The organism is Rathayibacter sp. AY1E2, from assembly GCF_002932325.1.
Classification (GTDB): domain Bacteria; phylum Actinomycetota; class Actinomycetes; order Actinomycetales; family Microbacteriaceae; genus Rathayibacter.
Window position 1 is genome coordinate 1 of the sequence record NZ_PSVO01000022.1, and the last position, 25,703, is coordinate 25,703.

Genomic DNA, 25,703 nt, shown 5'->3' on the forward strand with positions numbered 1-25,703 from the left:
CCCCCGCTGCCCCTGCATCGACCCCCGGCGAATCGACTCCACCCCTCTCCCGTCGCGAGCTCCGCGAGCGCGAGCGCGCTCTGGCCCTCGCCTCCGACGTCTCGCTGGCGAGCGGCTCCGACGACCTCCTCGCGGCTCCGACGGCGGAGCAGCTGCGCGAGGCGGAGCGCCGCGTCGCCTCGGTCCGCAGTGCCCCGGCGCCCGTCCCCGCTCCGCGCGCGACGCCGCTCCGGCCCGTGCGCCGGGCCCGGGTCGGCGGACTCGTCGCCCTCTCCTTCGTCGCGGCCATCGTGGCGGCGACCTCTCTGCCGGCCACATCGCTCCTGACCGCGGAGGACGTGCAGGCGCAGAGCCTCTCGACCCCCTTCGGCGCCGACGCCCGCCGCGGCGCGCAGTCGTTCGTCGCAGGCGAGGTCAGCGCCGAGACGGTCGCCCGCGACGGCTTCGGCGTGCAGGAGCGCAAGACGCAGACCAACGTCGCCGACATCGTCCGCACCTCCGACACAGGCTTCACGAACGACCCGAACGCGTCGATCCAGTGGCCCTTCGCCGTCGGTGTGCCGGTGGGCGACCGCTTCGGCTACCGCAACTGCGCGGGCTGCTCGGTGAACCACGGCGGCACCGACTTCAACCCGGGCGACGGCTCGCCCATCCAAGCGATCGCCGACGGCGTCGTGCGCACGGTCATCGACGGCGAGGGCTCGCTCGGCGTGCACGTGATCGTCGACCACGAGATCGACGGGCAGCTCGTCTCGAGCGTGTACGCGCACATGCAGCACGGCTCGGCGGCCGTGAACGAGGGCGACCCGGTGAAGGTCGGCCAGCTGCTCGGCCTGGTGGGCACGACCGGCATGTCGACCGGCCCGCACCTGCACTTCGAGATCCGCCTCGACGGCGTGACGAAGGTCGACTCCTACCTCTGGCTCAAGGCCAACGCCGGGCGCTGACCCGGCGGCGGGACGCGGGAGCCGCCGGGCGGACCCCGCGGCCCGCTACTCCGCGCGCAGCCAGACCGTGGTGTCGGCCGGCAGCGCCGGCTCGTGCAGCTCTTCCGAGGACAGCACCACGGAGCCGACGGGCAGCTCGACCGGAGCCTCGCCGAGGTTCGCGATCACCGTGACCGTTCCGTTGCGGAACGCCACGACGTCCTCCGGGTAGCCCTCGAGCCACTCGACGGCGCCGGAGCCCAGGTCCTCGGCGCGGCGCACCGCGAGCAGGGACCGGTACAGCTCGAGCGTCGAGCCCTCGACACCGCGCTGGCGGTCGCGGGCGAGCGGCGCCCAGTCGCCGGGCTGCGGCAGCCAGGAGTCGCCGGAGCCGCTGAAGCCGTACGCGGGCGCGTCCGCCTCCCACGGGATCGGCACCCGGCAGCCGTCACGGCCGTAGCGCTCGCCGCCCGTGCGGAACCAGGTCGGGTCCTGACGCGCCGAGTCCGGCAGGTCGATCGCCTCGGGGAGCCCGAGCTCCTCGCCCTGGTAGACGTAGGCGGAGCCGGGGAGCGCGAGCATGAGGGCGGTCGCGGCACGAGCGCGGCGCAGCCCCAGGACGGGGTCGGGGAGTCCGGGCGTGCGCGGGCCGATGCCGTAGCCCTGCGGGTTGTCGGACGTCAGGGCCAGGCGGCTCGCGTGGCGCACGACGTCGTGGTTCGACAGCACCCACGTCGACGGGGCGCCGACGGCGGCGAAGGCCTCGACGGAGGAGTCGATGATGTCGCGGAGGGCGGGTGCGCTCCACGGGGTCTCGAGGTAGGCGAAGTTGAAGGCCTGGTGCATCTCGTCGGGGCGGACCCAGCGGGCGAGCTTGGAGAGGGGCTGCACCCACGCCTCGGCGCAGAGCACGCGGTCGTCCGAGTACTCGGCGAGCAGGGAGTGCCAGTCGCGGTAGATCTCGTGGACGCGGTCCTGCGCCCAGTAGGGGGCGGTGGCGGGCTCCTCGCCGTCGGCGGGAGCGACTCCGCCCATCGACCCGCTATCGGCGGGCGGCGTGTAGTCGGGCAGCCCCTCGGCCTTGATCATCCCGTGCGCGACGTCGACGCGGAAGCCGTCGACGCCGCGGTCGAGCCAGAAGCGGAGGACCTCCCGGAAGCGCTCGCGCACCCACTCGTTCGTCCAGTCGAAGTCGGGCTGCGAGGTGTCGAAGAGGTGCAGGTACCACTGGCCGGCCGAGCCGTCGGGCTCCATGACGCGGGTCCACGCGGGGCCGCCGAAGACAGACTCCCAGTTGTTCGGGGGCAGCTCGCCCGACTCGCCCCGGCCGTCGCGGAACAGGTAGCGCGCCCGCTCGGCGCTGCCCGCGGGAGCGGCGAGCGCCTCCTGGAACCAGCGGTGGGCGCTGGAGGAGTGGTTGGGGACGAGGTCGACGATGATCCGGATGCCCAGGGCGTGAGCGCGGGCGAGCATCGCGTCGAAGTCGGCGAGGGTGCCGAAGAGCGGATCGACGTCGCAGTAGTCGGCGACGTCGTAGCCCGCGTCCTTCTGCGGCGAGGTCATGAAGGGCGAGAGCCAGATCGCGTCGACGCCGAGCTCGGCGAGGCTCTCGAGGCGCGAGGCGATGCCGGGCAGGTCGCCGATGCCGTCGCCGTCCGCGTCCGCGAAGGAGCGCGGGTAGATCTGGTAGATGACGGCGGTGCGCCACCACTCGGCTGCCCGGCGGTGCTCGGCCTCGGAGTCGGGGCCGGGGGAGTTCTCGGGCGCGCCGGAGAGAGCGGAGTCCAGGGTCATGGGGTCGAGTTTATCGGGCGCCCCGGGGGCGCCGGGGGCACGCCCTCCGCCGTCCCGTACAGTCGACGGGTGATCGATGAGACACCGGACGAGGCCCGAGCCCGACGCCGACGGGCGCTGCTGTGGGTGGTGCCGCTGCTCGTGCTGCTGGTCGGCGGCCTGGTCGCCGTCACCCTCGCGATCGGCGGATTCGCGCTGCGCAGCATGACCGGCGCGTCCGCCGTGCAGCTCGTCCTCGTCGCCTAGGCGGTCGCGGCCGGGCCGTCCTCGTCCTCGGGCGGGGGCGCGGAGGAGGTGCGCGCCCGCTCCTCGGACGCGTGCGCGGTCTCGGGCCCGGTCGCGCGGGCCTGCTCGTCGGCGCGGGTGACCGCCTCCGCGAGCTCGTCGGCGACGAGGTACCCGGGAGAGACGGCCTCGGCCCGGTAGGCCGCCCGGCCGACCATGTGCGCCGAGACGGGCACGGTCAGCAGCTGGAAGCCGATCACCAGCACGATGGTCCCCGCGGCGGCGAAGCCGGGGTTCCGGATGGCGACCGCGAGCATCACGCAGATCAGTCCGAGCACCTGCGGCTTCGTGCCCGCGTGCATCCGGGAGAGCAGGTCGTCGAACCGCATCAAGCCGATCGCGGCCAGCAGCGAGAGCAGGGCGCCGACCAGCAGCAGCACAGCGGTGAGCACGTCGAAGAACAGGTCCATGTCAGTCCTCCTCGCGGTTGGCCATGAACTTGGCGACGCTGATCGATCCGAAGACGGCGAACAGCGCGAGCCCGAGCGCGACGGGCAGGGTCCGCGCGTGGTGGTTGACCGCCATCTCGGCGCCGATCCCGCAGATGATCGTCGCGACGAGCACGTCGGCCGCGACGACCCGGTCGAGCACGGACGGACCGCGGAGGATCCGCACGAGCGCGAGCAGGCAGGCGGCGCCGAAGACCGGCACAAGGATCCAGATCAGCCAGTCGATCACCGGACCACCCCCGATCCGGCCTCGATCGGCCGATTCACGCGCTGCACGTCCTCGCGGGAGCCGATGGCCCGGACGATGCGCGCTTCCGTCCGGAGGACCGTCCGGCGCACCTCGTCGATCCGCTCGCCCTCGTCGTGGGTCACGCCGAGCACGTGCAGGTAGAGGACGTTCAGCTGCGGGTCCACGTCGATCACCAGGGAGCCGGGGACGAGCGAGACGGCCTCCGTCGTCCAGACGAGCATCCCCTCGGAGCGGCTGCGCAGGTGCACGGCGACGATGGCGTTGTGCACCGGGACCGGCAGGGTCAGGATCTGCCAGGACACCCGCACCGAGGCCACCGCGATGTCGGCCAGCAGGCGCAGGAGGAAGAGGAGCACGAACCACGGGTTGATGCGGTTCGAGAACTCGACCGGCGGCAGGTAGAACACCCGGGTGATCAGCAGGGCGACCAGGAAGCCGGTGACGATCGACAGCACCGAGACGTCGTCCCAGAGCAGCACCCAGATGCCGACGAGGGTCACGAACATCGCGACGCGGTTCCAGATGTCGACGCGGCGGCGGGGGCTCATCGCGGCCCCTCCTCTCCGAAGGACGAGTCGCGGTAGACGGTCGCGATGTAGGTCGCGGGGTCGGCGACCGCGCTCGCCGCTCGCTCGCTCGCGTCGTAGAGGGGACCGGCGCCGACGGTCAGCACGACGCCGACGACGACCATCCCCGCGGTGGCGAGCACCATCATCGGCGGCGAGTGGCGGGTGCGGATGCTGCCCGTGTCGTGGGGGTCCTCCTGCAGCTGGTCGATCAGGGGCGACTCGTAGCCGGGCACCTCCTCCTGGCGGCGCCAGAAGACCATGTTCCAGACGCGCGCGACGGCGTAGAGGGTCAGGAGCGAGGTCACGGCCCCGGCGGCGATGACGGCCCAGATCAGCCACGACGGCTGGTCGACGGCCGACTCCGTGCCGGCGACGAAGAGCCCCACCTTGCCGAGGAAGCCGGTGAACGGCGGGATCCCGCCGAGGTTCATCGCGGGGATGAAGTAGAGCAGCGCCAGCAGCGGCGAGGCCTTGAGCAGCCCGCCGAGGCGCAGGATCGAGGTGGTGCCGCCGACGCGCTCGATCAGGCCGGTCGCGAGGAAGAGCGTCGTCTGCACCGTGATGTGGTGGATGACGTAGAAGATCGTCGCCGCGTAGCCGGCCGGGGTGCCCACGGCGATCCCGAAGACCATGTAGCCGATGTGCGAGACCAGCGTGAAGGACAGCATCCGCTTGATGTCGGCCTGCGCGACGGCGCCGAGGATGCCGACGATCAGCGTCAGCAGCGCCACCACCAGCAGCACCTCGCTCAGCCTCCCGCCGGGGAAGAGCAGGGTCTCGGTGCGGATCAGCGCGTACACGCCGACCTTGGTGAGGAGTCCGGCGAAGACGGCGGTGACCGGCGCCGGAGCCGTGGGGTACGAGTCCGGGAGCCAGAACGACAGGGGGAACACGGCCGCCTTGATCCCGAAGCCGAGCAGCAGCACCACGTGGAGCACCAGCTGCACGTCGGCGGGGAGCTCGGCGATGCGGATCGAGAGCTGCGCCATGTTGACCGTGCCGGTGGCGCCGTAGAGCAGGCCGATGGCCGAGAGGAAGAACACGCTCGAGACCAGGCTGACGACCACGTAGGTCGTGCCGGCGCGGATCCGCGGCGCGGTGCCGCCCAGGGTGATCAGCACGTAGCTCGCGGCCAGCAGGATCTCGAAGCCGACGTAGAGGTTGAAGAGGTCGCCCGCGACGAAGGCGTTGAGGATGCCCGCCGAGAGGATCAGGTAGGTCGGGTGGAAGATCGTGACCGGCGTCTCGCGGTTGCCGTCGACGAGGCCCTGGCCGACCGAGAACAGCAGGACGCCCAGCAGAGTGATCGAGGTGATCACGAGCATCAGCGCGGCGAGCGGATCGACGACCAGCACGATGCCCCACGGCGGCTCCCAGCCGCCCACGTAGACGGCGCTGCCGCCTCCGTCGCCGGTGAGGACCAGCACGAGCATCACCGAGGAGATCACCAGAACGCTCGAGAGCGTCACGATGTTCACGGTGATCTGCGCGCGCCGGTGGCGTCCGAGGATCAGCGCGACGGCCGCTCCCAGGAGGGGGAGGGTGACGACGAGCGGGATCAGGGCGTTCATCGGTCCTCCTTCCTGTCGTCGGTCATGGCGCTCTCCCCGTGCTTGGCGGCGGTGCCCTCGTCGCTGGACTCGAGCAGGACGTCGAGCGCCCGGTCGTCGGCGGTGGTCTGGGCCGAGATGCCCGCCGCGTCCTCGCGGACGGAGGCGTCGGTCTCGTCGTCCTCCACCTGGTCGGCGTTGGCGAGGCGCCAGCGCCGGTAGATCATCGCGAGGAGGAAGGCGGACACCCCGAAGGTGATCACGATCGCGGTGAGGATCAGCGCCTGCGGCAGCGGGTCGGCCATCTCGGCGGCGATCTGCTCGTAGGAGCGCCCGTCGTCGGTGACGAACGGCGCGATGCCCGAGCGGCCGGCCATCAGCAGGATGAGGATGTTGGTCGCGTTCCCGACGAGCAGGAACCCGATCAGGATGCGGGTGAGGCTGCGCTCGAGCATCTGGTAGACGCCCGCCGCGTACATCACCGCCATCACGACGACGAGGACGAGGGTGATGCTCATGCGCCGTCCCCCCTGCCCGGTCCGCCGACGACCGTGGAGCCGGTGGGGAGCGAGGTCTCGAGCCCGTCGACCGTGCCCTGGCCGGGGCCGGGGGTGCTGTCGGTCGAGTGCGTGACGCCGTCGCCCGAGGGGGAGCCCTGCTCGGCCTCCTCGCCGTGGCGGTCGACCTCGCCGCCGAGGCTGCGGAGGATGTCGAGGGCGAGGCCGATCACGATCAGGTACACCCCGATGTCGAAGAGGGTGGACGTGCCCAGGTGGAGCTCGCCCAGCACCGGCACCTCGAGGTCGAGCCAGCTCGATTCGAGGACCTCGAGGCCGAAGGCGAGGGAGGAGACGGCCGTGCCGACGGCGAAGAAGAGGCCGAGTCCGAGGACCTTGCCCGCGTCGATCGGCGCGGCCTCGCCGAGCTCGAAGCGGCCGCCGGCGAGGTAGCGCGCGACGAGGGCGAGACCGGCGAGCAGGCCGCCCGCGAAGCCTCCGCCCGGGGTGTTGTGTCCGGTGAAGAGCAGGTAGACCGACACGATCATCGCGGGGTGGAAGAGCAGGCGCACCAGCACCTCGAGCACGATCGAGCGGTTCTCCGGCCGGAGCGTGCGCCCGGCGACGAGCCAGGAGCCGCGGTCGCCGTCGCGCTCGGCGTCGGTGGAGGAGGTGGTCAGGTCCATCGCGCGCTCGCGGCGGTCGTCGGCGCTCTGCGACTCGAGGCGGGGAGCGCCTCCGGCCCGGCTGGAGAGGAAGATCAGGCTCGCGACGCCGGTGGCGACCACGACGAGGACCGAGATCTCGCCCATCGTGTCCCAGGCGCGGATGTCGACGAGCAGGACGTTGACGATGTTGCGGCCCTTGCCCTCCTCGTAGGCGAGGCGGGGCAGCTCGGCCGAGATCGGCGTCGCGGTCCGGGCGCCGAGGGCGATGGTGGCGGCGAGGGCCATGACTGCTCCGACCGCGATGCCGATGACGGCGCGCAGGCGCTTGCGCATCGGCTGGTGCTTCGCAGCGATGCGGGTCGGGAGGCGGCGCAGCACCAGGACGAAGACCACGAGGGTCACCGTCTCGATGAGCGCCTGGGTGAGGGCGAGGTCCGGTGCACCCTGCAGGGCGAAGAGGGCCACCATCCCGTAGCCGGTGGCGCCGGCCAGCAGCACGGCGGCGACGCGGTTGCGGGCGATCGCGCACAGCACCGCCGCGAGGATCATCACGGCCGCGACCGCGAGCTGGCCCGGGCTGTCCCAGAAGACGAGATCGCCCGGCCAGGTGCGGTTGAGGGCGGCCGCACCGCCGACGCCGAGGACGAAGACCGCGAAGATCACCGTCAGGTAGCGGGGGAGCGAGCCGCGCTGGACGGACTCGGTGACCGTGCTGGCGACACGGTCGAGCCAGCGGACGGTGGCCCAGTAGCCCTCGGCGGAGTCGATCCGGTTGGGCAGCATCGACTGGGCGCGCGCGACGGCGACGCGCTTGGCGAAGAGCAGGAGTCCCACGGCGATCACGAGGGCGCTGAGTGCCAGCGCGGGCTCGAAGCCGTGCCAGAGCGCGAGGTGGTAGCCGCCGTGGTCGGAGGCCTCCGCGGCGGCGGCGAGCTCCGGGTCGGCGTCCGGGGCGGCGTAGGGGAGGGTGTCCGCGTAGACGGCGACGAGCGGGTCGAGCACGGAGGCGGCGATCCCGCCGATCATGCTGGCGGCGGCCAGCAGCACCGGGGCGGCGGTGAAGGTCCACGGCTCGGCGTGCAGGTGCGTGTCCTCGAGCCCCTTCTTCCGGGCGAAGGCGCCCCAGAAGAAGCGCGCGGAGTAGGCCACGGTGAGGATCGAGCCGAGGACGAGGCCGACCAGCGCGACCCAGGCCCAGAACGAGCCCTGCTCGATCGCCGAGATCAGGCTCGTGAACACGGCCTCCTTGGCGACGAAGCCCAGCAGCGGCGGGATGCCCGCCATCGACAGCACGCCGACGAGGGCGGCGCCCGCGAGCACCGGCGCCTGCCGTCCCAGGCCGCTGAGCTTGCGGAGGTCGCGCGTGCCGGCGCGGTGGTCGACGATGCCGACGGTGAGGAAGAGCAGCGCCTTGAAGAGGGCGTGGGCGACGAGCAGGGTCAGTCCGGCCAGCGCGGCGTCGCGCGAGCCGAAGCCGACGGCGACGGTCAGGAAGCCGAGCTGGCTGACGGTGCCGTAGGCCAGCACGAGCTTGAGGTCGTACTGCCGGAGCGAGCGCCAGCCGCCGACGAGCATGGTCCAGACTCCGACGCTCACCACCACGGGCAGCCAGACGGAGTCGTCGGCGAAGCCCGGCGCGAGGCGCGCGACGAGGTAGATGCCCGCCTTCACCATCGCGGCGGCGTGCAGGTAGGCGCTGACCGGCGTGGGAGCGGCCATCGCGGCCGGCAGCCAGAAGTGGAACGGCACCAGGGCCGACTTCGAGAACGCGCCGAGCAGCACCAGCACCAGCGCCGTCGACACGATCGGGCCGGAGGGGGCGGCGGCGACGATCCCGGAGAGGCTGGTGGTACCGGCCTGCACGATCAGGACGATGATTCCGACCAGCATCGCCAGCCCGCCGAGAGTCGTGACCAGGAGCGCCTGGAGACCGGCACCCCGGCTCTCCTTGCGCCCGCTGTAGTGGCCGATGAGGAGATAGGAGAGGACGCTCGTCGCCTCCCAGAAGACGAAGAGGATGATCACGTCGTCGGCCGTGACCAGCCCGTACATCACTCCGGCGAACGCGGACAGGAGCGCTGCGAACCGGCCCAGCGAGGGCTCGTCGCGGCTGAAATACGTCGCGCAGTAGGCGAGGACCAGGGCGCCGACTCCGCTGACCACGAGGGCGAGGACGATCGAGAGCGCGTCCAGGCGGAAGGAGAGGGCGATGTCGAGCGCGGGGATCCACGGCACGGACTCGCGGATCTCGCCGCCGTCGAGGATCGTCGGCAGGGCGGTCGCGGTGGCGACGAAGCTCGCGGCCGGGATCAGCGCCAGCGCGTAGAACGTCTTCGGCCCGAACCGGTCCACCAGCCAGGGGGTCACCACGGCGATCGCGAACGAGATCACGAGGATGAGGAGCATCACATGTTCCTCCCAAGGTGTACCCAGCGCACAAGTCGGTCAAGAATATCGGAGCGCCCTCCCGCGGAACCTGAGTGCGCGGAGGCTTGACGGCCCCGTCGTGATCCGCCAGGGCCCTACCGTGGGGAGCATGGCCCGCTCGCTCCTCCCCGACCAGCTCTGCCGACTCCGCGTCCACGACCTCGCGTCGGGGGAGTCGACGACCGTCTTCGAGTCCGACTCCGTCCTCGTGGAGGCGCCGAACTGGACTCCGGACGGCTCCGCCCTGATCGTGAACGGCGACGGCGGCCTCTTCCGGCTGCCGCTCGAGGGGGCGCCCGTGCTCGAGCCGATCCCGCTCGACGGAGTGCCGGCCGAGCTCAACAACGACCACGTGCTCGCCCCGTCCGGCGGGCTCGCCTACGTCTCGGCGCGCGACGGGCACCTCTACGCGGTCGAGCTCGACGGCTCCGCCCCCGCCCGCCGCCTGACCGCCGAGCGCGAGGGCGCGCGCTTCAAGCACTACCTGCACGGCGTCTCGCCCGACGGCGCGACCCTCGCGCTGATCGGCGGCGGCGACGCCTCCGGGCGGTGGCGGACCGACGTCTATACGATGCCGGCCGGGGGAGGCCCGCTCACCGCCCTGACCGACGACGAGGCGGCGGACGACGGCGTCGACGTCTCGGCCGACGGCCGCACCCTCGTCTTCAACTCCGAGCGGGCCGGGGGCGGGGCGCAGCTGTTCCGCATCGGCCTCGACGGCTCCGCGCTCTCCCGCCTGGTCGAGTCGGGCACGGTCGACTGGTTCCCGCACGAGTCGCCCGACGGCGCGCACCTGCTCTACCTCGCCTATCCGGAGGGGACGGCCGGGCACCCCGAGAACGTCGACGTCGAGCTGCGGCTGCTCGACCTCCCCGGGCGCTCGACGCTCGAGCCCGGCCGCGTGCTGGAGCGCCTCCACGGCGGGCAGGGGACGATCAACGTCTCCGGCTGGGCGCCGGACTCGACGCGCTTCGCCTACGCCGACTACCCGCGGCGCTGAGAGCCTGAGTCCTTGCCGCGCATGCGCGGGAGGGGGATCGATCACGGCGGGGAGCGGGTCTTGAATCGGGAGATGAGCATCGACAGCGCAGCATCCTCCTCCGTCACCCGCTCGCCGCTCGGCGACTCCGGCATCGACGTCTTCCCGCTCTCGCTCGGCGGCAACGTCTTCGGCTGGACCGCGGGCCGGCAGACCTCCTTCGACGTCCTCGACGGCTACACGGCCGCGGGCGGCGACTTCATCGACACCGCCGACGCCTACTCCGCCTGGGTCCCGGGCAACACGGGCGGCGAGTCCGAGACGATCATCGGCGAGTGGCTCGCGCAGCGCTCGGGGGACCGGGACGACGTGGTGATCGCGACGAAGGCGGGCCGCCACCCGCAGTTCACCGGCCTCGCGCCCGACACCGTGCGCGCGGCCGCCCGCGCCTCCCTCGAGCGCCTCGCGACCGACCGGATCGACCTCTACTACGCCCACTTCGACGACGAGGCCGTGCCGATGGCCGACATCGCCGCCGTGTTCTCCGAGCTCGTGGACCAGGGCCTGGTCCGCGCGATCGGAGTGTCGAACTTCAGCGCCGAGCGCGTCGCGGAGTGGCTGCGCATCGCGGGCGAGGAGGGCCTGCACGCGCCCGTCGCGCTGCAGCCGCACTACAACCTCGTGGAGCGCGGGATCGAGGCCGACCTGCTGCCCCTCGCCCGCGAGGCGGGGCTGGCCGTCGTCCCCTACTCCGCCCTGGCGTCAGGATTCCTGACCGGCAAGTACCGCGACGGATCGACGCCCGAGGGTCCGCGCGCCGACGGCGCCTCCCGCTACCTCGACGGCCGCGGCCGCCGGGTGCTGGCGGCGCTCGATGCGGCGGCGGAGGCGCACGGCGCCGAGGTGGCGACGGTGGCGCTCGCGTGGCTCCGCTCGCAGCCCGGAGTGGTCGCGCCGATCGCCAGCGCCCGCGTGATGGAGCAGCTGCCGGCGCTGATCGCCTCGGCCTCCCTCGAGCTGAGCGCCGAGGAGCTCGCCGCGCTGGACGAGGCGAGCCGGGCGTAGCCGCAGACGGGCGGCCGCGGGGGCGCGTCCCCCGCGGTCATCGACGCTCCGCGGAGGTGCTATCGTCTAACGGTGCCAAATCGCGGGCACGCCCCGAGAGGGGCTGTCAGACCCGCAGGTGCGCCCCCTTAGCTCATTGGTAGAGCACTTCCTTGGTAAGGAAGAGGTAGTGGGTCCGATTCCCACAGGGGGCTCCGTTCCCCGCAGGCCAGACCTGCGAAGAACGCGCGGCGGGGTAGCTCAGGTGGTTAGAGCACACGGCTCATAATCGTGGTGTCGCGGGTTCAAGTCCCGCTCCCGCTACAGCGAGAAGGCCCCGGTTCGCGCGTCGAGCCGGGGCCTTCGGCGTTCCCGGGCGAGGTCCTGCCCGCGGGAGAGGTCTCAGACCGCGCAGCCTGCGAAGAGCACGTCGTCCGAGGAGACCAGATCCTCCAGGGTCAGCAGGCGGTCGAGGTCGTGGCCGGCGGCCAGGGCGTTGGCGCGCTCCGGTGCGGTCTGGGGGGCGAGGCGCCCCTCCATCACCCCGCCGAGGGCGCGGACGGCGCACGCGGCGACCACTCCTTCCGGGGTGCCGCCGACGCCGAGGACGAGGTCGACGCGGCCCGCGGGGTCGGCCGCCTCGATCGCGACCGACACGTCGCCCTCGCCGCGCAGCTCGAGCGCGACTCCGGCCGCGCGCAGAGCTGCGATCAGCCCGGCGTGGCGCGGCTTGTCGAGCACGACGACGACCAGCTCCGCGACGGGCTTCCCGAGCGCCGCCGCCAGCCGTGCGGCGTTCTCGGCGGGAGGGAGGTCGAGCGAGACGGCGCCCCGGCCCGCTGCGGAGCAGACCAGCTTGTCCATGTAGAACACGTCGCGCGGGTCGAACAGCGTGCCGCGCGGGGCGAGCGCGATCACGCTCACCGAGCCGGGGAGCCCCTCCGCCGTGAGCCGGGTGCCGTCGAGCGGATCGACCGCCACGTCGCAGGAGGGTGCGGAGGCGCGGCCGAGGCGCTCGCCGTTCGCGAGCATCGGGGCCTCGTCCTTCTCGCCCTCGCCGATCACGACGACGCCGTCGAACGGAGCGTCGGCCAGCACGGCGCGCATCGCCGCGACCGACGCCTCGTCCGCCGCGATCTTGTCGCCGCGCCCGTACCAGCCGCGCGCCGCCTCGGCCGCCGCGCGCACGGCGGCGGCCACCGCCTCCTGCAGCTCGGCCGGGTAGGCGGGCGACGCGATCAGCCGCAGGCCGCTCATGCGCGCGCGGGCTGAGCGGTCGCGGTGCGGACCAGCCGCTCCAGGGTGCGCAGGCCGTCGGAGGAGAGCACCGACTCCAGGTGCCCCTGCACCGACGCGACGTGCTCGCCGCGCAGGGCGTTGACCACTCCCGTCTCCGGATCGACCGACACCTCGAGCCCCAGCCGGGGCGTGCGCGCGACGCCGGGGGCGACGGAGGAGAAGGTGTTGTAGAAGCCGATCGCGGCGTCCTCGCCGAACACGTCCACCGCCAGGCGCACGCCCTGGCGGGGCGCGGGCAGCGGCTCGACCGGGAGGCCCGCCAGCAGCGACAACATCTGGTGGCTGAGGCAGACGGCGAGCATCGGCCGCTCCGCCTCGAGGCGCGTGGTCATCAGCGAGCGCAGGTGCGCGATCCGCGGCTCGGACTCGTCGCGGGGGTCGCCCGGGCCGGGGCCGAAGACGACGAGGTCGTCGCTCAGCACGTCGGCGACCTCCGACCAGCGCTCGACCCGGGCGTCCATCCCGAGGTGGCGCAGCTGGTGGGCGAGCATCGTCGTGAACTGGTCCTCGTTGTCGACGATCAGCGCGGTGTGCCCGGCGAGGCCGGCGATGTGCTCGGGCGCCTGGGGCCGGAGCCAGAACGAGGCGAGCCGCTCGTTGCGCGCCTCGAGCGCCTCCTGCACGCCCGGCTGCGCGTTCAGGTCGATGGCCGGCGGCACCTCGCGGTGCGGCAGCAGGCCGAGGGCGGAGAGGACGCCCGACGCCTTCGCCCGCGTCTCGGCGACCTCGCCCTCGGGGGTGGAGTGGCGCACGAGCGTCGCGCCGGCCGGCACGGTGAGGCGGCCGTCCGCGCGGAGGTAGGCGGTGCGGATGAGGATGGGGGCGTCGACCGTGTAGCCGTGCTCCTCCGGCTCGAAGAGGGCGAGCACGCCGGAGTAGTAGCCGCGTGGCTCCTTCTCGTACTCGGCGATCACGGCGCACGCGTTCTCCATCGGCGAGCCGGTGACCGTGGGCGCGAACATCGTCAGCCGCAGGACCTCGCGCACGTCGAGTCCGGTGCGGCCCTCGAGCAGGTACTCGGTGTGGCTGAGCCGCGACATCTGCTTGAGGAACGGCCCGAGGATGCGGCCGCCGTCCGGGCAGACCGCGCTCATCATCTTCATCTCCTCGTCCACGACCATGAAGAGCTCCTCGCTCTCCTTCACGTCGGCGAGGAACGCGAGCACCTCCTCCCCGGTGGGTCCGGCCGCGGGGTGGCGGAAGGTGCCGCTGATCGGGTTCATCATGGCGACGCCGTCGCGCACCGAGACGTGGCGCTCGGGGGTCGCGCCGACGGCGGTGACCGTCTGCGCGCCGTCGACGCCGGGGGTGTGGATCGCGAAGGTCCAGTACGCGCCGGACTCGTCGGTGAGCAGGCGGCGGAACCAGGCGAGGACCGCCTCGACGGGCGGCGCGTCGGTCTGCGCGACGAAGGCGCGGTTGATGACGAAGTTGGCGCCCTCGCCGCGGCCGATCTCGTCCTCGATCACCCGGCGGACGATGTCGGCGTACTCGTCGTCCGGCACGTCGAAGCCGCGCTCCTCGACCGGGATCTCCCGCTCGGGCAGGAGCCGCAGCACCTCGGCCAGGGGGACGCTCTCGCGCTCGCGCACCACGAGGTTGCGCAGAGGGGCTCCGTCGTCCTTCGCCGCGAAGCCGCGCTCGCGCACCTGCCGGTAGGGCACGAGGGTCAGCACGTCGTCGCCGTCGAGCGGGATGTCGGCCAGGCCCTCGACGTCGAGCACGTCGCCCGTGAACACGTCGACGGCGTCGCGGCCCTGGCGGAGGACCACCGCGAACGGCAGCGTCCCGTCGGAGGCGAGGATGCGGGAGAGGAGCGAGGTCATCGTGGTCCTTGTATCGGGTCGTGCCCCACCCGGGCCCTGACATGCAGAACGACCGCCCGGAGGAGGCGGTCGCGTGCGAGGGGTCTGCGCGTCGGTCCGCCTAGGAGGCGGGCCACCAGGGGCTTCGGATCGACGTGCGCACGCGGCGAGTCTAGGGGAGAGCCGGGCGGCGGCCAAGCGGTGTCAGGCGGCCGGCCGCTCGGTCGGCTCGCCCCGCAGGGTCCGGAGCAGGAGGGTCGCGCCGGCCGTCGCGGCGGGGGTGGCGACGACCGCGCCTCCGGGGACGAGGAACGCCAGGTAGACGGCGACGCCGAAGCCGAGCGAGACCGCGCGGTGCTCGCCGAGGAGGCGGCGGCGGTCGCGGAGGGAGAGCCCCCGGGCGTCGCCCGCGAACCCGGTCAGCTCGAGCGCGAGGGCTCTCCCGCCGACCAGGGCGCCCGCGACGAGGCCGACGATCGAGCCGACCACCGGCACCAGGCCCAGCAGCACCAGGACCACGCCGATCCCGAGGGAGGTGGCGACCAGCACGGCGGAGTCGCGGAGGCCGCGGCCGACCCCCTGCCAGAAGGTGCTCTCGCGCTCGTCGGGCACGCCGCCGAGGTCGTCCTCGACCCGCCGCCAGATCCGCTCGTAGAAGGGGTCGCCGACCAGCAGGGTCACCGCGGCGAAGAGGACCACGCCGAGGGCGAGCACGGCGCCGACCACCGCGATCGAGAGCACCAGGCGGACGGTGGCGGCCGTGCCCTCGTCCCAGCCGCCGGCGAACGGGGTGAGCGCGGTCACCGCGTCCTGCACCCGCGTGAGCACCAGGACCAGTACGCCGACGAAGACCAGGCCGACGATCAGGGGCGGGATCGCGCCGAGGAGCATCGCCCGCGGTGAGCGGACCCAGGTGCGGAAGCCGCGGAGGAAGAGCCGGGCACCGAGGCCGAGATCGCGGAGGACGCTCATCCCCCGATCCTCGCAGGTGGGTCCGGGTCGGGGGTCCGGCAGAACGCCCGACCGCACGGGGCGCGGAGCCTCAGACCCGCTCGAACGGAGCGAGCAGCCCCGCCATCGCCTTCGTCCGCGGCGCGGCGTACTCGTCGCGTCGCGAGGTGCTGACGCCCATCGCGACGAGCCCCTCCACGAGGCGCACCGCCGAGGCGACGCCGTCGATCACGGGCACGCCCAGCTCCCGCGAGAGGTCGCGGCACAGGTCGGCCATCCCGGCGCAGCCCAGCACGATCGAGTCGGACCCGTCGACGGCCAGCGCTTCGGCGCACTCCGCCAGGATCGCGCGGCGGGCGTCGGAGCGGGGGTCGTCGAGCTCGAGCACCGGGATGTCGCAGGCGCGCACCTGGCGGCAGGCGTCGCCGAACCCGGCGCGGCGGGCGATGTCCCAGGCGCGGCCGCTGGTGCGCGAGAGCGTGGTGACCACACTGAAGCCCCGGCCGACGAGCGCGGCCATGTGCATGGCGGCCTCGGCGATCCCCACGACCGGGCCGCTCGCGATCTCGCGCGCGGCGTCGACGCCCGGGTCGCCGAAGCACGCGATGACCGCGCCGTCGCTGCCGGCCGCCTCCGCCCGGGCGATCTCGTGCAGGACGCCGGGCACGGCGAGCGCCTCGTCGTAGTGGCTCTCGATCGACGCCGGACCCATCGGCGGGGTGACGGCCGTGATCTCGGTGCCGAGCGAGGCGACGGAGCGGGCGGCCCGGCCGATCGCCGCGGTCATCGCGGTGCTGGTGTTCGGGTTGACGACGGTGATGCGCATGGTGGTTCCTCGGTTCGGGTGCCGGGAGGGGGAGGGACCCGCCCGGCCGCCGGTCCGCGGGATGCGGAGCGGCCGGGGCGGATCCCTCCTCCGTGCCGGCCGGATCAGACGGTCGAGCCGTCGCTGACGTGCTCGAGGTCCTCGTCGAGGCGCCCGATCCGCGGCGCGCGCCGCTCGAGCACGGCCATCGCGACGAACCCGAGCCCGCAGCCGAGGAACCAGCTGTAGTCGCCGAGCCAGGTGAACTCCGCGCCTCCCGCCTCCGCGATCCAGCGCGGCACGAGCACCGAGGCGACGGAGGGGACTCCGCCGATCACGGTCGCCCAGACGGCGTTGGGGTTGAAGCCGCGCGAGAACCAGTAGCGGCCCTTCTCGCTCATCGTGTAGAGGTCGTCCACCCAGACGCGCTGGCGGCTGATCAGGTAGTAGCCCGCGATGAGGACGCCGAACAGCGGTCCGATCAGCGCGCCGAGGATGCCGAGCGTGTAGTGGATGGCGGTGTCGTTCGAGTACCAGTTCCACGGGGTGAGCAGCACCGAGCCGACGGCGGCGATCATGCCGCCCATCCGCCAGCTGATCTTCTTCGGGTTGACGTTGGAGAAGTCGAACGCGGGGGAGATGAAGTTGGCGACGATGTTGATGCCGATCGTCGCGATGACGAACGTGAGCCCGCCCAAGAGCACGGCGAACCAGGTGTCGATCCGCTCGACGGTCTCGATCGGGTCGGTGATCAGCTCGCCGAAGACCGGCACGGTCGCCGAGGCGGTGATCACGGTGAGGAGGGAGAAGAAGAGGAAGTTGATCGGGAGGCCGAGCAGGTTGCCGCGCTTCACGGCGCCGTAGCTGCGGGCGTACCGGGAGAAGTCGCCGAAGTTGAGCATCGGGCCCGAGAAGTAGGAGACGACCAGGGCGACGGCCGAGATCATCACCGGCACCGCGGCGGCGAGGTCGAGCGGCTCGCCGGAGCCGAGGGTGAGCGAGATGTTCTCCCAGCCCGCCTGCGACACCAGGTAGACGGCCAGCACGAGCATCACCACGTAGACCGCCGGTCCCGCCCAGTCGATGAAGCGGCGGATCGACTCCATGCCCCGCCAGAACAGCGCGGCCTGCGCGACCCAGAGGATCGCGTAGGAGAGGTAGCCCAGGGCCGAGAGGCCGAGGAACGACGCCTCGGGCGTGTTCAGGGCGGCCATGCCCGGGAAGAACTTGAGGAAGACGATGTTCAGCGACTGCGCCGCCAGGTAGGTCTGCACGCCGTACCAGGCGATCGCGATCAGTCCGCGGATGATCGCCGGGATGTTCGCGCCGCGGATGCCGAAGATCGCCCGGTTGATGACGGGGTAGGGCACGCCGGTGACCTGGCTGGGCTTGGCGACGAGGTTGCAGAAGACCTGCACGATCACGATGCCCACCACCAGGGCGACGAGCACCTGCCAGCCGGCCAGGCCCAGCGCGAAGAGCGAGCCCGCGGTCACGTACCCGCCGACGCTGTGCACGTCCGACATCCAGAACGCGAAGATGTTGTAGCTCGACCAGCGCTGCTTCCGGAGCGGGGCGAGGTCCTCGTTGGAGAGGCGGTCGTCGTAGCCGGCGCTCGCCGCGGCGGCGGGATCCGGATCGACGGGAGGAGCGGTGACTCGGGGTGCGGTGACGCGGTCGGACATGGGTGGATCCACCTCTCGGGCGGTCGTGCGCAGAGCGGCACGGAGCGGATGTGTCAGGGTGGTCGGGACGTCCGGCCGAGGAGGCGGGGCGTCGCGGAGAGCGTTCCGAGTGAAGTGATCACTTCACGCGGGCCACGCTACGAGTCGGGAGGCCGCCGCTCGTTTCGGCTCCGTTACGGCTGTGTGACGATCCGCGAGAGGGGACGGGCCATGCCCTCCGACGACACCGCGCCCGACGAGGCGGCCGCCCGGGCGATCGCGGACCGGGCCGGACTCGGCGCCCGGCTGCGGGAGCTGCGGCTCTCGGCGGGCCTGTCGCTGAAGGCCCTCGCCGGGCGACTCGGCATCTCCGTGAGCGCCGTCTCGCAGATCGAGCGCGGAGCCATGCAGCCCTCGGTCGGCCGGCTGATCGCCCTCGTGGACGCGCTGGGGGTCCCGCTGTCCGCCGTGTTCGACCAGGGCGCGTCGGCGCCGGTCGAGACCGCGGTCGTCCGGGCGCGCGAGTCGGCGCCCGTGGCGCTCGAGGGCGGAGTGCTGTTCCGCCGTCTGGCGCCGCGTCCGCTGGACGCCGTCGACTTCTTCGAGTCGACCTACCCGCCGGGCTCGACCTCGACGGCGCACCGGCAGCTGCTCCGCCACGACGGGTTCGAGATGGGGACGGTGACGCTCGGGGAGCTGACGGTCGAGTTCGAGGACGAGACGGTCGTCCTCGGGCCGGGCGACGCCATCACGTTCCCGTGCGAGCGGCCGCACCGCATGGTCAACACGGGCTCGACCACGGCGATCGCGACCTGGCTGATCGTCCACCGCTGACACCGCGCCGGTGCTTCGCGCCGGACCCCTGGCGGCACCACCTGCGTATGGGATCCTGGTCCTCGCTCCTCCACAACGGGCGGACGACCGTCTCCTGTCCACACCCCGGTCGGGATCGGGGCGCGGCGGGCCCTCGGTGTCGGTACCGCCTGGTGGGCTGGTCTCCTCGACCGAGGGGTGCGGAACGTGGAGGAGCGGATGGACGGCAGGAACGACGAGGGGTGCCCGCGCTGGTGCGCGGGCGAGCACGACGAGCTGGTCGCGGCGGGGGAGCGGCTGCACCGCTCCGCGGCGAGCTCGCTCCCGGTGGTGCTTTGGGCGGGTGGAGACGGGGCCGCGGGCGCGACGGTGCACGTCTCCCTGTGCCGCCCGGGGGAGTCGGGGGAGGACAGGCTCCGCCTGGAGGCCGACGGGCTCGGCGAGGTCGACCTCGATCTCAGCTCGGGGTCGCGGCTGGCCGGCGCGGTGCTCCGGCTACTCGGCGCCTCGTGAGGTGCGCGGCGGGTCGGGCGGCAGGAGGTCCGTCAGCTCGATCTCGAGCGCCTCGCAGAGCGCGAGGAGGGTGTGCAGCGTGGGATTCGCGGGCGAGCCGGGCTTCGACTCGCCCTTCTCGAACTTCTGGTAGGTGTAGCCCGCGAGCCCGGCCGCGTGGGCGATCCGCTCCTGGCTGGCGCCCTTGGCGATGCGGGCCCGGTGCATGTTGGTGCCGAGCTCGCGGGCGTAGGTCGCCCAGTCGCGCTCGGGAGTGGGTGTCGACATGCCCGCCAGCTTCGGAGAAGTTCGGCCGCGGGTCAGCCATACAGGGATGGGAAATTCCCGGTGGTCATACCCGGGTGACCACCGGCGGCGCCTCCGGAGCCCCGAGGGCCCCGCGACGGCAGCGCCTAGTATGGCCGGGTGCCAGTGAACCCCGAACTCGTCGGGCGCGTCTTCGCGCCCACGGAGCCCTATCAGGTGGGGCGCGAGAAGGTGCGCGAGTTCGCCCGCGCCGTCTCCGCGACCTCCCCCCTGCACCACGACGTCGAAGCCGCCCGCGCCGCCGGGCACCCCGACCTCGTCGCTCCGCCCACCTTCGCCGTCGTCGTGCAGGAGTTCACGCTCCAGCAGCTGCTCGCCGAGCCCGACGGCGGGATCGACTTCAGCCGCGTCGTGCACGGAGACCAGCGCTTCGTGCTGTCCCGTCCGGTCGTGGCCGGCGACGAGCTGACCGCGACCCTCTCGGTCGCCGCCATCAAGAAGCTCGGCGCCCACTCCATGGTCACCACCGAGTCCCGCATGGTCGACGCGAGCGGCGAGCACGTCGTCACCGCGATCTCGACCCTTGTGGTCAGGGGAGACGAATGAGCACCGCACTGCCCGCTCTCGCCGAGCTGAGCGTCGGCCAGGTCGTCGCCGAGAGCCGCTTCCCGATCGACCGCGGCACCCTGGTGCGCTACGCGGGCGCCTCGGGCGACTTCAATCCCATCCACTACCGCGACGACGTCGCCGCCGAGGTCGGCCTGCCCGGCGTGCTCGCGCACGGCATGCTCACGATGGGCACCGCGGTGCAGGTCGTCGTCGACTGGGTCGGCGACCCCGGACGCGTGGTCGACTACCAGGTGCGCTTCACCCGCCCCGTCGTGGTGGACCCGCGCGACGGCGCCGCGATCGACGTGGTTGCCAGGATCGGCGCTGTGAACGCCGAGGAGGGCTGGGTCCGCGTCGACCTCGCCGTCACGGTCGAGGGCCAGTCCGTCCTCGGCAAGGCCCAGGCACGGGTCCGACTCGCGTGACCTCCGCGCCGCTGCTCTCCGCCCTGACCACCCTCCGCGTCGGCGGACCCGCCGAGCGCCTCGTCGAGCCCGCCACCGAGGCGGAGCTGGTCGAGACGCTCGTCGGCCTGTGGTCGGACGACGAGCCGTGGCTGCTGCTCGGCGGCGGCTCCAACCTCCTCGTGGGCGACGACGGGGTCGAGGGCACGGTCGTGCGCGTGCGCACCACCGGCGTCGAGCGGCTCCCCTCCGACGAGCCGGGGCGCGTGCTCCTGCGGGTCCAGGCGGGCGAGTCGTGGGACGGCCTCGTCGCGACGACCGTGGAGCGCGGCTGGGCGGGCCTCGAGGCTCTCAGCGGCATCCCCGGCACGGTCGGTGCGTCGCCGGTGCAGAACATCGGCGCCTACGGCCAGGAGCTCTCGGACACGCTGGTCGCGGTCGACTTCCTCGACGAGGGCGCCCGCGAGCCCGTCCGGCTGACGGCGGAGGAGCTGCAGTTCGCCTACCGCACCTCCGTGATCAAGCAGGGCCGCCGGGGCGCGGTGCTGGCCGTCGAGTTCGCGCTCGAGGAGGTCGGCGCCGAGGGCGACGGCACTCCCGTCGCCTACGGTCAGCTGGCGTCGGCGCTCGGAGTCGCGCTCGGCGACCGCGTGCCGCTCGCGCGGGTGCGCGAGACCGTGCTGGCGCTGCGTGCGGGCAAGGGCATGGTCCTCGATCCGGAGGACCCGGACACCGCGAGCGCCGGCTCCTTCTTCACCAACCCCCTCGTCACGAGCGCGTTCGCCGACTCCCTGCCGCCCGAGGCGCCGCGCTGGCCGGTCGAGCCGACGGCGGAGGCGCCCGTCATCACTCCGCTCGCCGCGGTCGAGGCCGGAGCGCCCGTCGGGCTGCCCGTGCCTCCCCGCGCCGACGGCCTGGTGAAGCTCAGCGCCGCATGGCTGATCGAGCACGCCGGCGTCTCGCGCGGCTTCGCCCTGCCCGGCTCGCGGGCCGCCGTGTCGAGCAAGCACACCCTCGCCCTGACCAACCGCGGAGGAGCGACGGCCGAGCAGGTCGCCGAGCTCGCCCGGTACGTCCAGGGCCGCGTCCTGGCGGAGTTCGGCGTGCTGCTGCACCCCGAGCCCGTCGTGGTCGGCACCACGGTCTGAGTCCGCGCGGTCTGCGCCGGCAGGCGCCGCGCTCCCGGGGACGCGCGCCCTCCGGCCGCGGCCTCCTCCGGCTCAGCTGTCGCGGCGGATCCAGCGGAAGCCGAAGCGGCAGGCGACGAGCCCCACGACGAGCCAGATCCCGAGCACCAGCGCGACGCCGCCGAGGTCCCAGGACCCGTTCACCTCCGCCTCCTCGAATCCGCTCGGCAGGAACACGGCGCGCATGCCCTGCGCGATCCACTTGAGCGGGAAGACGCTCGCCGTGTTCTGCAGCCAGTCCGGCAGCGTCGTGAACGACAGGTACGACCCCGAGATGAACTGCAGCACGAGCAGCGGCGGCACGATCACGGCGGTCGCGCTCTTGCCCGAGCGGGGCAGCGCGGAGACGGCGATGCCGAGGATGGCCGACGTCGCGACTCCTGCCAGGTAGACCCAGGCGAAGGTCGCCCAGCGCCCGCTGTCGGTGGGCAGCTCGACCGAGAACACCGTCGCCGCGACGAGGAGCAGCAGGGCCGTCTGCGCGAGGCTCGTCACGAGCACCTGGCCGAACTTGCCGATGAAGTAGCTGAAGACCGGCAGCGGTGCTCCCGCGAGGCGCTTGAGCGTGCCGTCGCCGCGCTCGACCGCGATGTCGACGCCCAGGTTCTGGACGCCCGAGAGCAGGATCCCGGCCGCGGCCAGGCCCGGCACGTAGTACTCCGCCATCGGGATGCCCGGGTCCTGCGGGTTCGCCTGCATCACCGCGGTGTCGCCGAACGCGACCGAGAAGATCGTCAGGAGCAGCACCGGGAAGAGGAAGGTGAAGAACACCTGGTCCGGAGCGCGGAAGTACGAGCGGATCTCGTAGCGGGCCCGGGCGAGTCCGAGGCGGACGGTGCGTCCCGGGCCGGTGGAGAGGGTGCGGGGGCGGGTGGCGACGGCGGTCACGCGGGCTCTCCGATCAGGTCGACCGCGTCGCGGTCCTCGCGGATGAGGTCGAGGTAGATGTCCTCGAGGCTGGGGCGGACGACCTCGAGGGCCGTCGGCTCACCGATCCGGGAGTGCAGCTCGGCGACGGTCCGGGCGGGCTCGGTGGTGCGCAGCCGGTGCAGCACGCCGTCCTCGCGCCACTGCACGATCGGGACGCGCGCCTCGTCCCCTCCGATCGCGCTCATCGGGCCGATGGCCAGGAGCCGCCCGCCGGAGATCACGGCGGCGCGGTCGCCGAGGCGGGCGGCCTCGTCGAGGTAGTGGGTGGTGAGCAGGATGGTCGTGCCCTCGCTCTTGAGCAGAGCGATCAGGTCCCAGAAGGAGTGGCGGGCCTCGGGGTCGAAGCCCGTGGTGGGCTCGTCGAGGAACACCAGCTCAGGGCGGCCGATGATGCCGAGGGCGACGTCGACGCGGCGGCGCTGGCCGCCCGAGAGGCGCCCGATGCGCGAGCGGGCCTTGGACGTCAGCCCGACGGCCTCGATGGTCTCGTCGACGTCGCGAGGTCGCGGATAGAGGCTGGCGAAGTGCGCGATCTGCTCGCGGACCGTCGCGTTGCCGGACTCGCCGCTGGACTGCAGGACGATCCCCAGACGCGCCTTCCACGCCAGGTCGCCGTGGCGCGGGTCGACCCCGAGCACCGACACCTCGCCGCCGGAGCGGTCGCGGTAGCCCTCGAGGATCTCGATGGTCGTCGACTTGCCGGCGCCGTTGGGGCCGAGGAGCGCGAAGGTCTCGCCCCGGTGGATGTCGAAGGAGACTCCCGCGACCGCCGGAGCGCCCCCGTAGTCCTTCCGCAGGTCGCGGACTCGGACGGCGTGGTCTTCGCTCATCGTCACAGCGTGCCCTGTCGCACCCCTCCGGCGACAGTGATCCCCGATTTCCGCCTCCCTCTTGCCCTCCCCGCCCCGAGATGCCAGGCAGCCCTCACCTGTCGGACAGGCCCGTCGCAGTACCCGCCGGTCACCGTGAGGCACGGTCGAGGGGCGACCGGCGATCCGCGTGTCGGCGGATCGTCATCCGCGCTGCGCATCCCGCTCTCTGCGACGCACCCCCGTCGTCGAGCCGCCGCTGCCGATCGACGGCGCAGGAGGAGGAGGGCTAATCGGTGCCGAAGAGCCGCTGCAAGCGGCGCACGCCCTCGAGGAGCGCGTCGTCGCCGAGGGCGTAGGACAGGCGGAGGTAGCCGCTCGGTCCGAAGGCCTCCCCGGGGACGGTGGCGACCTCGGCCTGCTCGAGGATGAGGTCGGCGAGCTCGAGGGAGGTCGTCGGGGTGGTGCCGTTCCACTCGCGGTTCAGCAGCCCGTTCACGTCGGGGTAGACGTAGAACGCGCCGCCGGGGGTGGGGCACTCGATCCCGTCGATCGCGTTCAGCTCGGCGACGATGGTGCGGCGGCGGCGGTCGAAGGCCAGGCGCATCTCCTCGGCCGGCTCCTGCGGGCCGGTGAGGGCGGCGATCGCGGCGCGCTGCGAGATGTTCGAGACGTTGCTCGAGAGGTGCGACTGGAGGTTCGAGGCGCCCTTGATCGCGTCGGCCGGGCCGACCATCCATCCGACGCGCCAGCCGGTCATCGCGTAGGTCTTCGCGACGCCGTTGACGAGGATCGTCCGGTCGCGCAGGGCCGGCACCGCCTCGACGATCGAGGTCGCGTGCTCGAGCGGGCTCGCGTCGTCCTGGTCGCCGGTGGAGTAGACGAGGTTCTGGTAGATCTCATCGGCGATGATCCAGAGGCCGTGCTCCTCGGCCCACTCGCCGATCTCGCGGGTCTGCTCGGCCGAGTAGACGGCGCCGGTGGGGTTGGAGGGGGAGACGAACAGGAGCACCTTGGTGCGCTCGGTGCGCGCGGCCTCCAGCTGCTCGACCGTGACCAGGTAGCCCTGGTCGGCGCCCGCGAACACGTCCACCTGCACGCCGCCGGCGAGCTTGATCGCCTCGGGGTAGGTGGTCCAGTACGGGGTCGGCACCAGCACCTCGTCGCCGTCGTCGAGGAGGGTCTGGAAGGCCTGGTAGACGGCCTGCTTGCCGCCGTTGGTGACCACGACCTGCGAGGGGTCGACGGCCCATCCGGAGTCGCGCGCCGTCTTCTCCGCGATGGCCGCGCGGAGGTCGGGGAGGCCCGCCGCGGGGGTGTAGCGGTAGTTCCCCGGGTCGAGCACGGCGGCCGAGGCGGCCTCGACGATGTGCTCGGGAGTGAGGAAGTCGGGCTCGCCGGCGGCGTAGGAGACGACCGGGCGGCCCTGGGCCTGGAGGGCCTTCGCCTTGGCGTCGACCTTCAGAGTGGCGGACTCGGCGATGGCGGCGATGCGGGCGGAGATGCGCGTGGTGGAGGACACGACGGCCAGCGTATCCTGCGCGCACACGGGGCTCCGAGGCCCCCCGCCGCTCGGCTGGACACGCCCTTCGGGTCCACGTACACTCGTCCGAGGTAGTCGATCTCTGCCCTCATCCGCAGCGCCCGCGAGGGTCGCGGCGGTGGGGCGGCGGGTCGGTCTCCTCCTCGGATGCTCGCAACGGCATCCATAGGGCGGTGGCTCAATTGGTAGAGCAGCGGTCTCCAAAACCGCAGGTTGCAGGTTCGAGCCCTGTCCGCCCTGCACATCGATGCCCGTCGCACGCGGTCCCCGCGACGCTGCGGTCATCGGTCCAGGGCCGCCCATGACGGGCGGTCGGCCACACCGGAGGTTCCGGTGCGGGAAAGGTGCGTGCAGGTGGCCGGGAAAGCAGTCGACGAGCCGAGCGAGGACGTCGTCGCGATCGCCAATCAGCAGCGAGCCGCGCGGCGCAACCCGTTCGCGCGCATCGCCCTCTTCATCCGGCAGGTCATCGCCGAGCTGAAGAAGGTCGTGACGCCCACCCGCAAGGAGCTGGGCAACTACGTCGTGGTCGTGCTGATCTTCGTCGTCATCATGATGGCGCTGGTGTCCTTCCTCGACTGGGTCTTCGCCCTGGCCGTGACGTACGTGTTCGGCACCCCCGCCGCCTGACCCGAGAGCATCCGGGCCGCGCGAGCGGAGGGTGCCGGCGACAGCGGGACGCGCCCC

Annotated in this window: 26 protein-coding genes and 3 tRNA genes; 13 read left to right on the forward strand and 16 right to left on the reverse strand. The window is 72.8% G+C overall.

The features are described 5' to 3' along the window. A partial coding sequence (locus C5C49_RS17465; protein ID WP_104346354.1) for a M23 family metallopeptidase occupies nucleotides 1-947 on the forward strand: 947 nt, incomplete at its 5' end. Between the two features lie 45 nt (nucleotides 948-992). On the opposite strand, the gene C5C49_RS13790 is transcribed toward C5C49_RS17465, so the two are convergent. Continuing rightward, on the reverse strand, nucleotides 993-2,720 hold the full coding sequence (locus C5C49_RS13790; protein ID WP_104346355.1) for a glycoside hydrolase family 13 protein: 1,728 nt from the start codon (nucleotides 2,718-2,720) through the stop codon (nucleotides 993-995). A gap of 69 nt (nucleotides 2,721-2,789) precedes the next feature. Between C5C49_RS13790 and C5C49_RS17115 the strand changes: the two genes are divergently transcribed. Beyond that, nucleotides 2,790-2,966, forward strand: coding sequence for a hypothetical protein (locus tag C5C49_RS17115; protein ID WP_159939698.1), 177 nt, complete (start codon nucleotides 2,790-2,792; stop codon nucleotides 2,964-2,966). On the opposite strand, the gene mnhG is transcribed toward C5C49_RS17115, so the two are convergent. The 6 genes from mnhG to C5C49_RS13820 are packed head-to-tail and all read right to left on the reverse strand — an operon-like array spanning nucleotide 2,963 to nucleotide 9,394. Next, nucleotides 2,963-3,415 carry a monovalent cation/H(+) antiporter subunit G gene (mnhG, locus tag C5C49_RS13795; protein WP_244229587.1) on the reverse strand — a complete coding sequence of 151 codons (453 nt, stop codon included), beginning with the start codon at nucleotides 3,413-3,415 and terminating at the stop codon, nucleotides 2,963-2,965. The two genes, C5C49_RS17115 and mnhG, sit on opposite strands and share 4 nt — an antisense overlap. A 1-nt stretch (nucleotide 3,416) precedes the next feature. Beyond that, nucleotides 3,417-3,683 carry a monovalent cation/H+ antiporter complex subunit F gene (locus C5C49_RS13800; RefSeq protein ID WP_308470711.1) on the reverse strand — a complete coding sequence of 89 codons (267 nt, stop codon included), beginning with the start codon at nucleotides 3,681-3,683 and terminating at the stop codon, nucleotides 3,417-3,419. Beyond that, entirely contained in the window at nucleotides 3,680-4,252 is a 573-nt protein-coding gene (locus C5C49_RS13805) for a Na+/H+ antiporter subunit E (protein WP_104234245.1), read from the reverse strand. Before C5C49_RS13805 ends, C5C49_RS13800 begins: the two co-directional genes overlap by 4 nt. Continuing rightward, on the reverse strand, nucleotides 4,249-5,844 hold the full coding sequence (locus C5C49_RS13810; protein ID WP_104223613.1) for a Na+/H+ antiporter subunit D: 1,596 nt from the start codon (nucleotides 5,842-5,844) through the stop codon (nucleotides 4,249-4,251). Before C5C49_RS13810 ends, C5C49_RS13805 begins: the two co-directional genes overlap by 4 nt. Beyond that, nucleotides 5,841-6,341 (reverse strand): Na(+)/H(+) antiporter subunit C, encoded by a 501-nt coding sequence (locus tag C5C49_RS13815; protein ID WP_104223614.1) that lies wholly within the window; start codon nucleotides 6,339-6,341, stop codon nucleotides 5,841-5,843. The genes C5C49_RS13810 and C5C49_RS13815 overlap by 4 nt, the downstream gene beginning before the upstream one ends. Further along, nucleotides 6,338-9,394, reverse strand: coding sequence for a Na+/H+ antiporter subunit A (locus tag C5C49_RS13820; protein ID WP_104346356.1), 3,057 nt, complete (start codon nucleotides 9,392-9,394; stop codon nucleotides 6,338-6,340). Before C5C49_RS13820 ends, C5C49_RS13815 begins: the two co-directional genes overlap by 4 nt. 130 nt (nucleotides 9,395-9,524) lie before the next feature. Between C5C49_RS13820 and C5C49_RS13825 the strand changes: the two genes are divergently transcribed. The 4 genes from C5C49_RS13825 to C5C49_RS13840 all read left to right on the forward strand — a co-directional run bounded on the left by C5C49_RS13825 (nucleotide 9,525) and on the right by C5C49_RS13840 (nucleotide 11,762). Next, nucleotides 9,525-10,415 carry a PD40 domain-containing protein gene (locus C5C49_RS13825; protein ID WP_104346357.1) on the forward strand — a complete coding sequence of 297 codons (891 nt, stop codon included), beginning with the start codon at nucleotides 9,525-9,527 and terminating at the stop codon, nucleotides 10,413-10,415. Nucleotides 10,416-10,487: 72 nt separating this feature from the next. Beyond that, nucleotides 10,488-11,459, forward strand: coding sequence for an aldo/keto reductase (locus C5C49_RS13830; protein WP_104260450.1), 972 nt, complete (start codon nucleotides 10,488-10,490; stop codon nucleotides 11,457-11,459). A 122-nt stretch (nucleotides 11,460-11,581) separates the two neighbouring features. Further along, nucleotides 11,582-11,653 (forward strand) — tRNA-Thr (locus C5C49_RS13835). A gap of 35 nt (nucleotides 11,654-11,688) precedes the next feature. Next, a tRNA-Met gene (locus tag C5C49_RS13840) sits at nucleotides 11,689-11,762 on the forward strand. A 78-nt stretch (nucleotides 11,763-11,840) separates the two neighbouring features. Here C5C49_RS13840 and C5C49_RS13845 read toward each other — a convergent pair. The 5 genes from C5C49_RS13845 to C5C49_RS13865 all read right to left on the reverse strand — a co-directional run bounded on the left by C5C49_RS13845 (nucleotide 11,841) and on the right by C5C49_RS13865 (nucleotide 17,983). After that, on the reverse strand, nucleotides 11,841-12,695 hold the full coding sequence (locus C5C49_RS13845; RefSeq protein ID WP_104346358.1) for a fructose-bisphosphatase class II family protein: 855 nt from the start codon (nucleotides 12,693-12,695) through the stop codon (nucleotides 11,841-11,843). Further along, complete coding sequence (locus C5C49_RS13850; RefSeq protein ID WP_104223619.1) at nucleotides 12,692-14,563, reverse strand: anthranilate synthase family protein; 1,872 nt, start codon at nucleotides 14,561-14,563, stop codon at nucleotides 12,692-12,694. Before C5C49_RS13850 ends, C5C49_RS13845 begins: the two co-directional genes overlap by 4 nt. 183 nt (nucleotides 14,564-14,746) lie before the next feature. Beyond that, nucleotides 14,747-15,514 carry an EI24 domain-containing protein gene (locus C5C49_RS13855; RefSeq protein WP_104346359.1) on the reverse strand — a complete coding sequence of 256 codons (768 nt, stop codon included), beginning with the start codon at nucleotides 15,512-15,514 and terminating at the stop codon, nucleotides 14,747-14,749. A gap of 70 nt (nucleotides 15,515-15,584) precedes the next feature. After that, nucleotides 15,585-16,319, reverse strand: coding sequence for an aspartate/glutamate racemase family protein (locus C5C49_RS13860; RefSeq protein WP_104238288.1), 735 nt, complete (start codon nucleotides 16,317-16,319; stop codon nucleotides 15,585-15,587). Between the two features lie 104 nt (nucleotides 16,320-16,423). Continuing rightward, nucleotides 16,424-17,983 (reverse strand): NCS1 family nucleobase:cation symporter-1, encoded by a 1,560-nt coding sequence (locus C5C49_RS13865; RefSeq protein WP_104227042.1) that lies wholly within the window; start codon nucleotides 17,981-17,983, stop codon nucleotides 16,424-16,426. A gap of 210 nt (nucleotides 17,984-18,193) precedes the next feature. Here C5C49_RS13865 and C5C49_RS13870 point away from each other — a divergent pair, with 210 nt between their 5' ends. Both C5C49_RS13870 and C5C49_RS13875 read left to right on the forward strand, forming a co-directional pair. Next, a complete protein-coding gene (locus tag C5C49_RS13870) occupies nucleotides 18,194-18,796 on the forward strand; it encodes a helix-turn-helix domain-containing protein (RefSeq protein WP_104346360.1) in 603 nt (200 codons plus the stop codon). Nucleotides 18,797-18,994: 198 nt separating this feature from the next. Continuing rightward, nucleotides 18,995-19,288, forward strand: a complete 294-nt coding sequence (locus C5C49_RS13875) for a DUF6907 domain-containing protein (RefSeq protein ID WP_104277363.1) — start codon at nucleotides 18,995-18,997, stop codon at nucleotides 19,286-19,288. Here the strand turns inward: C5C49_RS13875 and C5C49_RS13880 are convergent. Continuing rightward, on the reverse strand, nucleotides 19,271-19,555 hold the full coding sequence (locus C5C49_RS13880; protein WP_104223625.1) for a helix-turn-helix domain-containing protein: 285 nt from the start codon (nucleotides 19,553-19,555) through the stop codon (nucleotides 19,271-19,273). The genes C5C49_RS13875 and C5C49_RS13880 overlap by 18 nt on opposite strands. A gap of 138 nt (nucleotides 19,556-19,693) precedes the next feature. Between C5C49_RS13880 and C5C49_RS13885 the strand changes: the two genes are divergently transcribed. Genes C5C49_RS13885 through C5C49_RS13895 form a run of 3 tightly spaced genes read left to right on the forward strand, consistent with a single transcriptional unit; the run spans nucleotide 19,694 to nucleotide 21,695 of the window. Then, nucleotides 19,694-20,140: a MaoC family dehydratase N-terminal domain-containing protein gene (locus C5C49_RS13885; RefSeq protein WP_104227045.1), complete on the forward strand. Its 447-nt coding sequence runs from the start codon at nucleotides 19,694-19,696 to the stop codon at nucleotides 20,138-20,140. After that, nucleotides 20,137-20,568 carry a MaoC/PaaZ C-terminal domain-containing protein gene (locus C5C49_RS13890; protein WP_104346361.1) on the forward strand — a complete coding sequence of 144 codons (432 nt, stop codon included), beginning with the start codon at nucleotides 20,137-20,139 and terminating at the stop codon, nucleotides 20,566-20,568. Before C5C49_RS13885 ends, C5C49_RS13890 begins: the two co-directional genes overlap by 4 nt. Beyond that, the gene (locus C5C49_RS13895; protein WP_104346362.1) at nucleotides 20,565-21,695 is read left to right on the forward strand and encodes a UDP-N-acetylmuramate dehydrogenase; all 1,131 of its coding nucleotides are present in this window, start codon (nucleotides 20,565-20,567) and stop codon (nucleotides 21,693-21,695) included. The genes C5C49_RS13890 and C5C49_RS13895 overlap by 4 nt, the downstream gene beginning before the upstream one ends. 72 nt (nucleotides 21,696-21,767) lie before the next feature. Here the strand turns inward: C5C49_RS13895 and C5C49_RS13900 are convergent, their stop codons facing one another. From C5C49_RS13900 to C5C49_RS13910, 3 genes are all read right to left on the reverse strand, one after another. Beyond that, nucleotides 21,768-22,622 (reverse strand): ABC transporter permease, encoded by an 855-nt coding sequence (locus C5C49_RS13900; protein ID WP_104223629.1) that lies wholly within the window; start codon nucleotides 22,620-22,622, stop codon nucleotides 21,768-21,770. After that, a complete protein-coding gene (locus C5C49_RS13905; protein WP_104254889.1) occupies nucleotides 22,619-23,494 on the reverse strand; it encodes an ABC transporter ATP-binding protein in 876 nt (291 codons plus the stop codon). Before C5C49_RS13905 ends, C5C49_RS13900 begins: the two co-directional genes overlap by 4 nt. Before the next feature lie 268 nt (nucleotides 23,495-23,762). Then, a complete protein-coding gene (locus C5C49_RS13910; RefSeq protein WP_374953143.1) occupies nucleotides 23,763-25,004 on the reverse strand; it encodes a pyridoxal phosphate-dependent aminotransferase in 1,242 nt (413 codons plus the stop codon). A 179-nt stretch (nucleotides 25,005-25,183) separates the two neighbouring features. On the opposite strand from C5C49_RS13910, the gene C5C49_RS13915 reads away from it, so the two are divergent. Both C5C49_RS13915 and secE read left to right on the forward strand, forming a co-directional pair. Continuing rightward, a tRNA-Trp gene (locus C5C49_RS13915) sits at nucleotides 25,184-25,256 on the forward strand. A gap of 114 nt (nucleotides 25,257-25,370) precedes the next feature. Further along, complete coding sequence (gene secE / locus C5C49_RS13920; protein ID WP_068208793.1) at nucleotides 25,371-25,646, forward strand: preprotein translocase subunit SecE; 276 nt, start codon at nucleotides 25,371-25,373, stop codon at nucleotides 25,644-25,646. Nucleotides 25,647-25,703 lie beyond the last annotated feature (57 nt).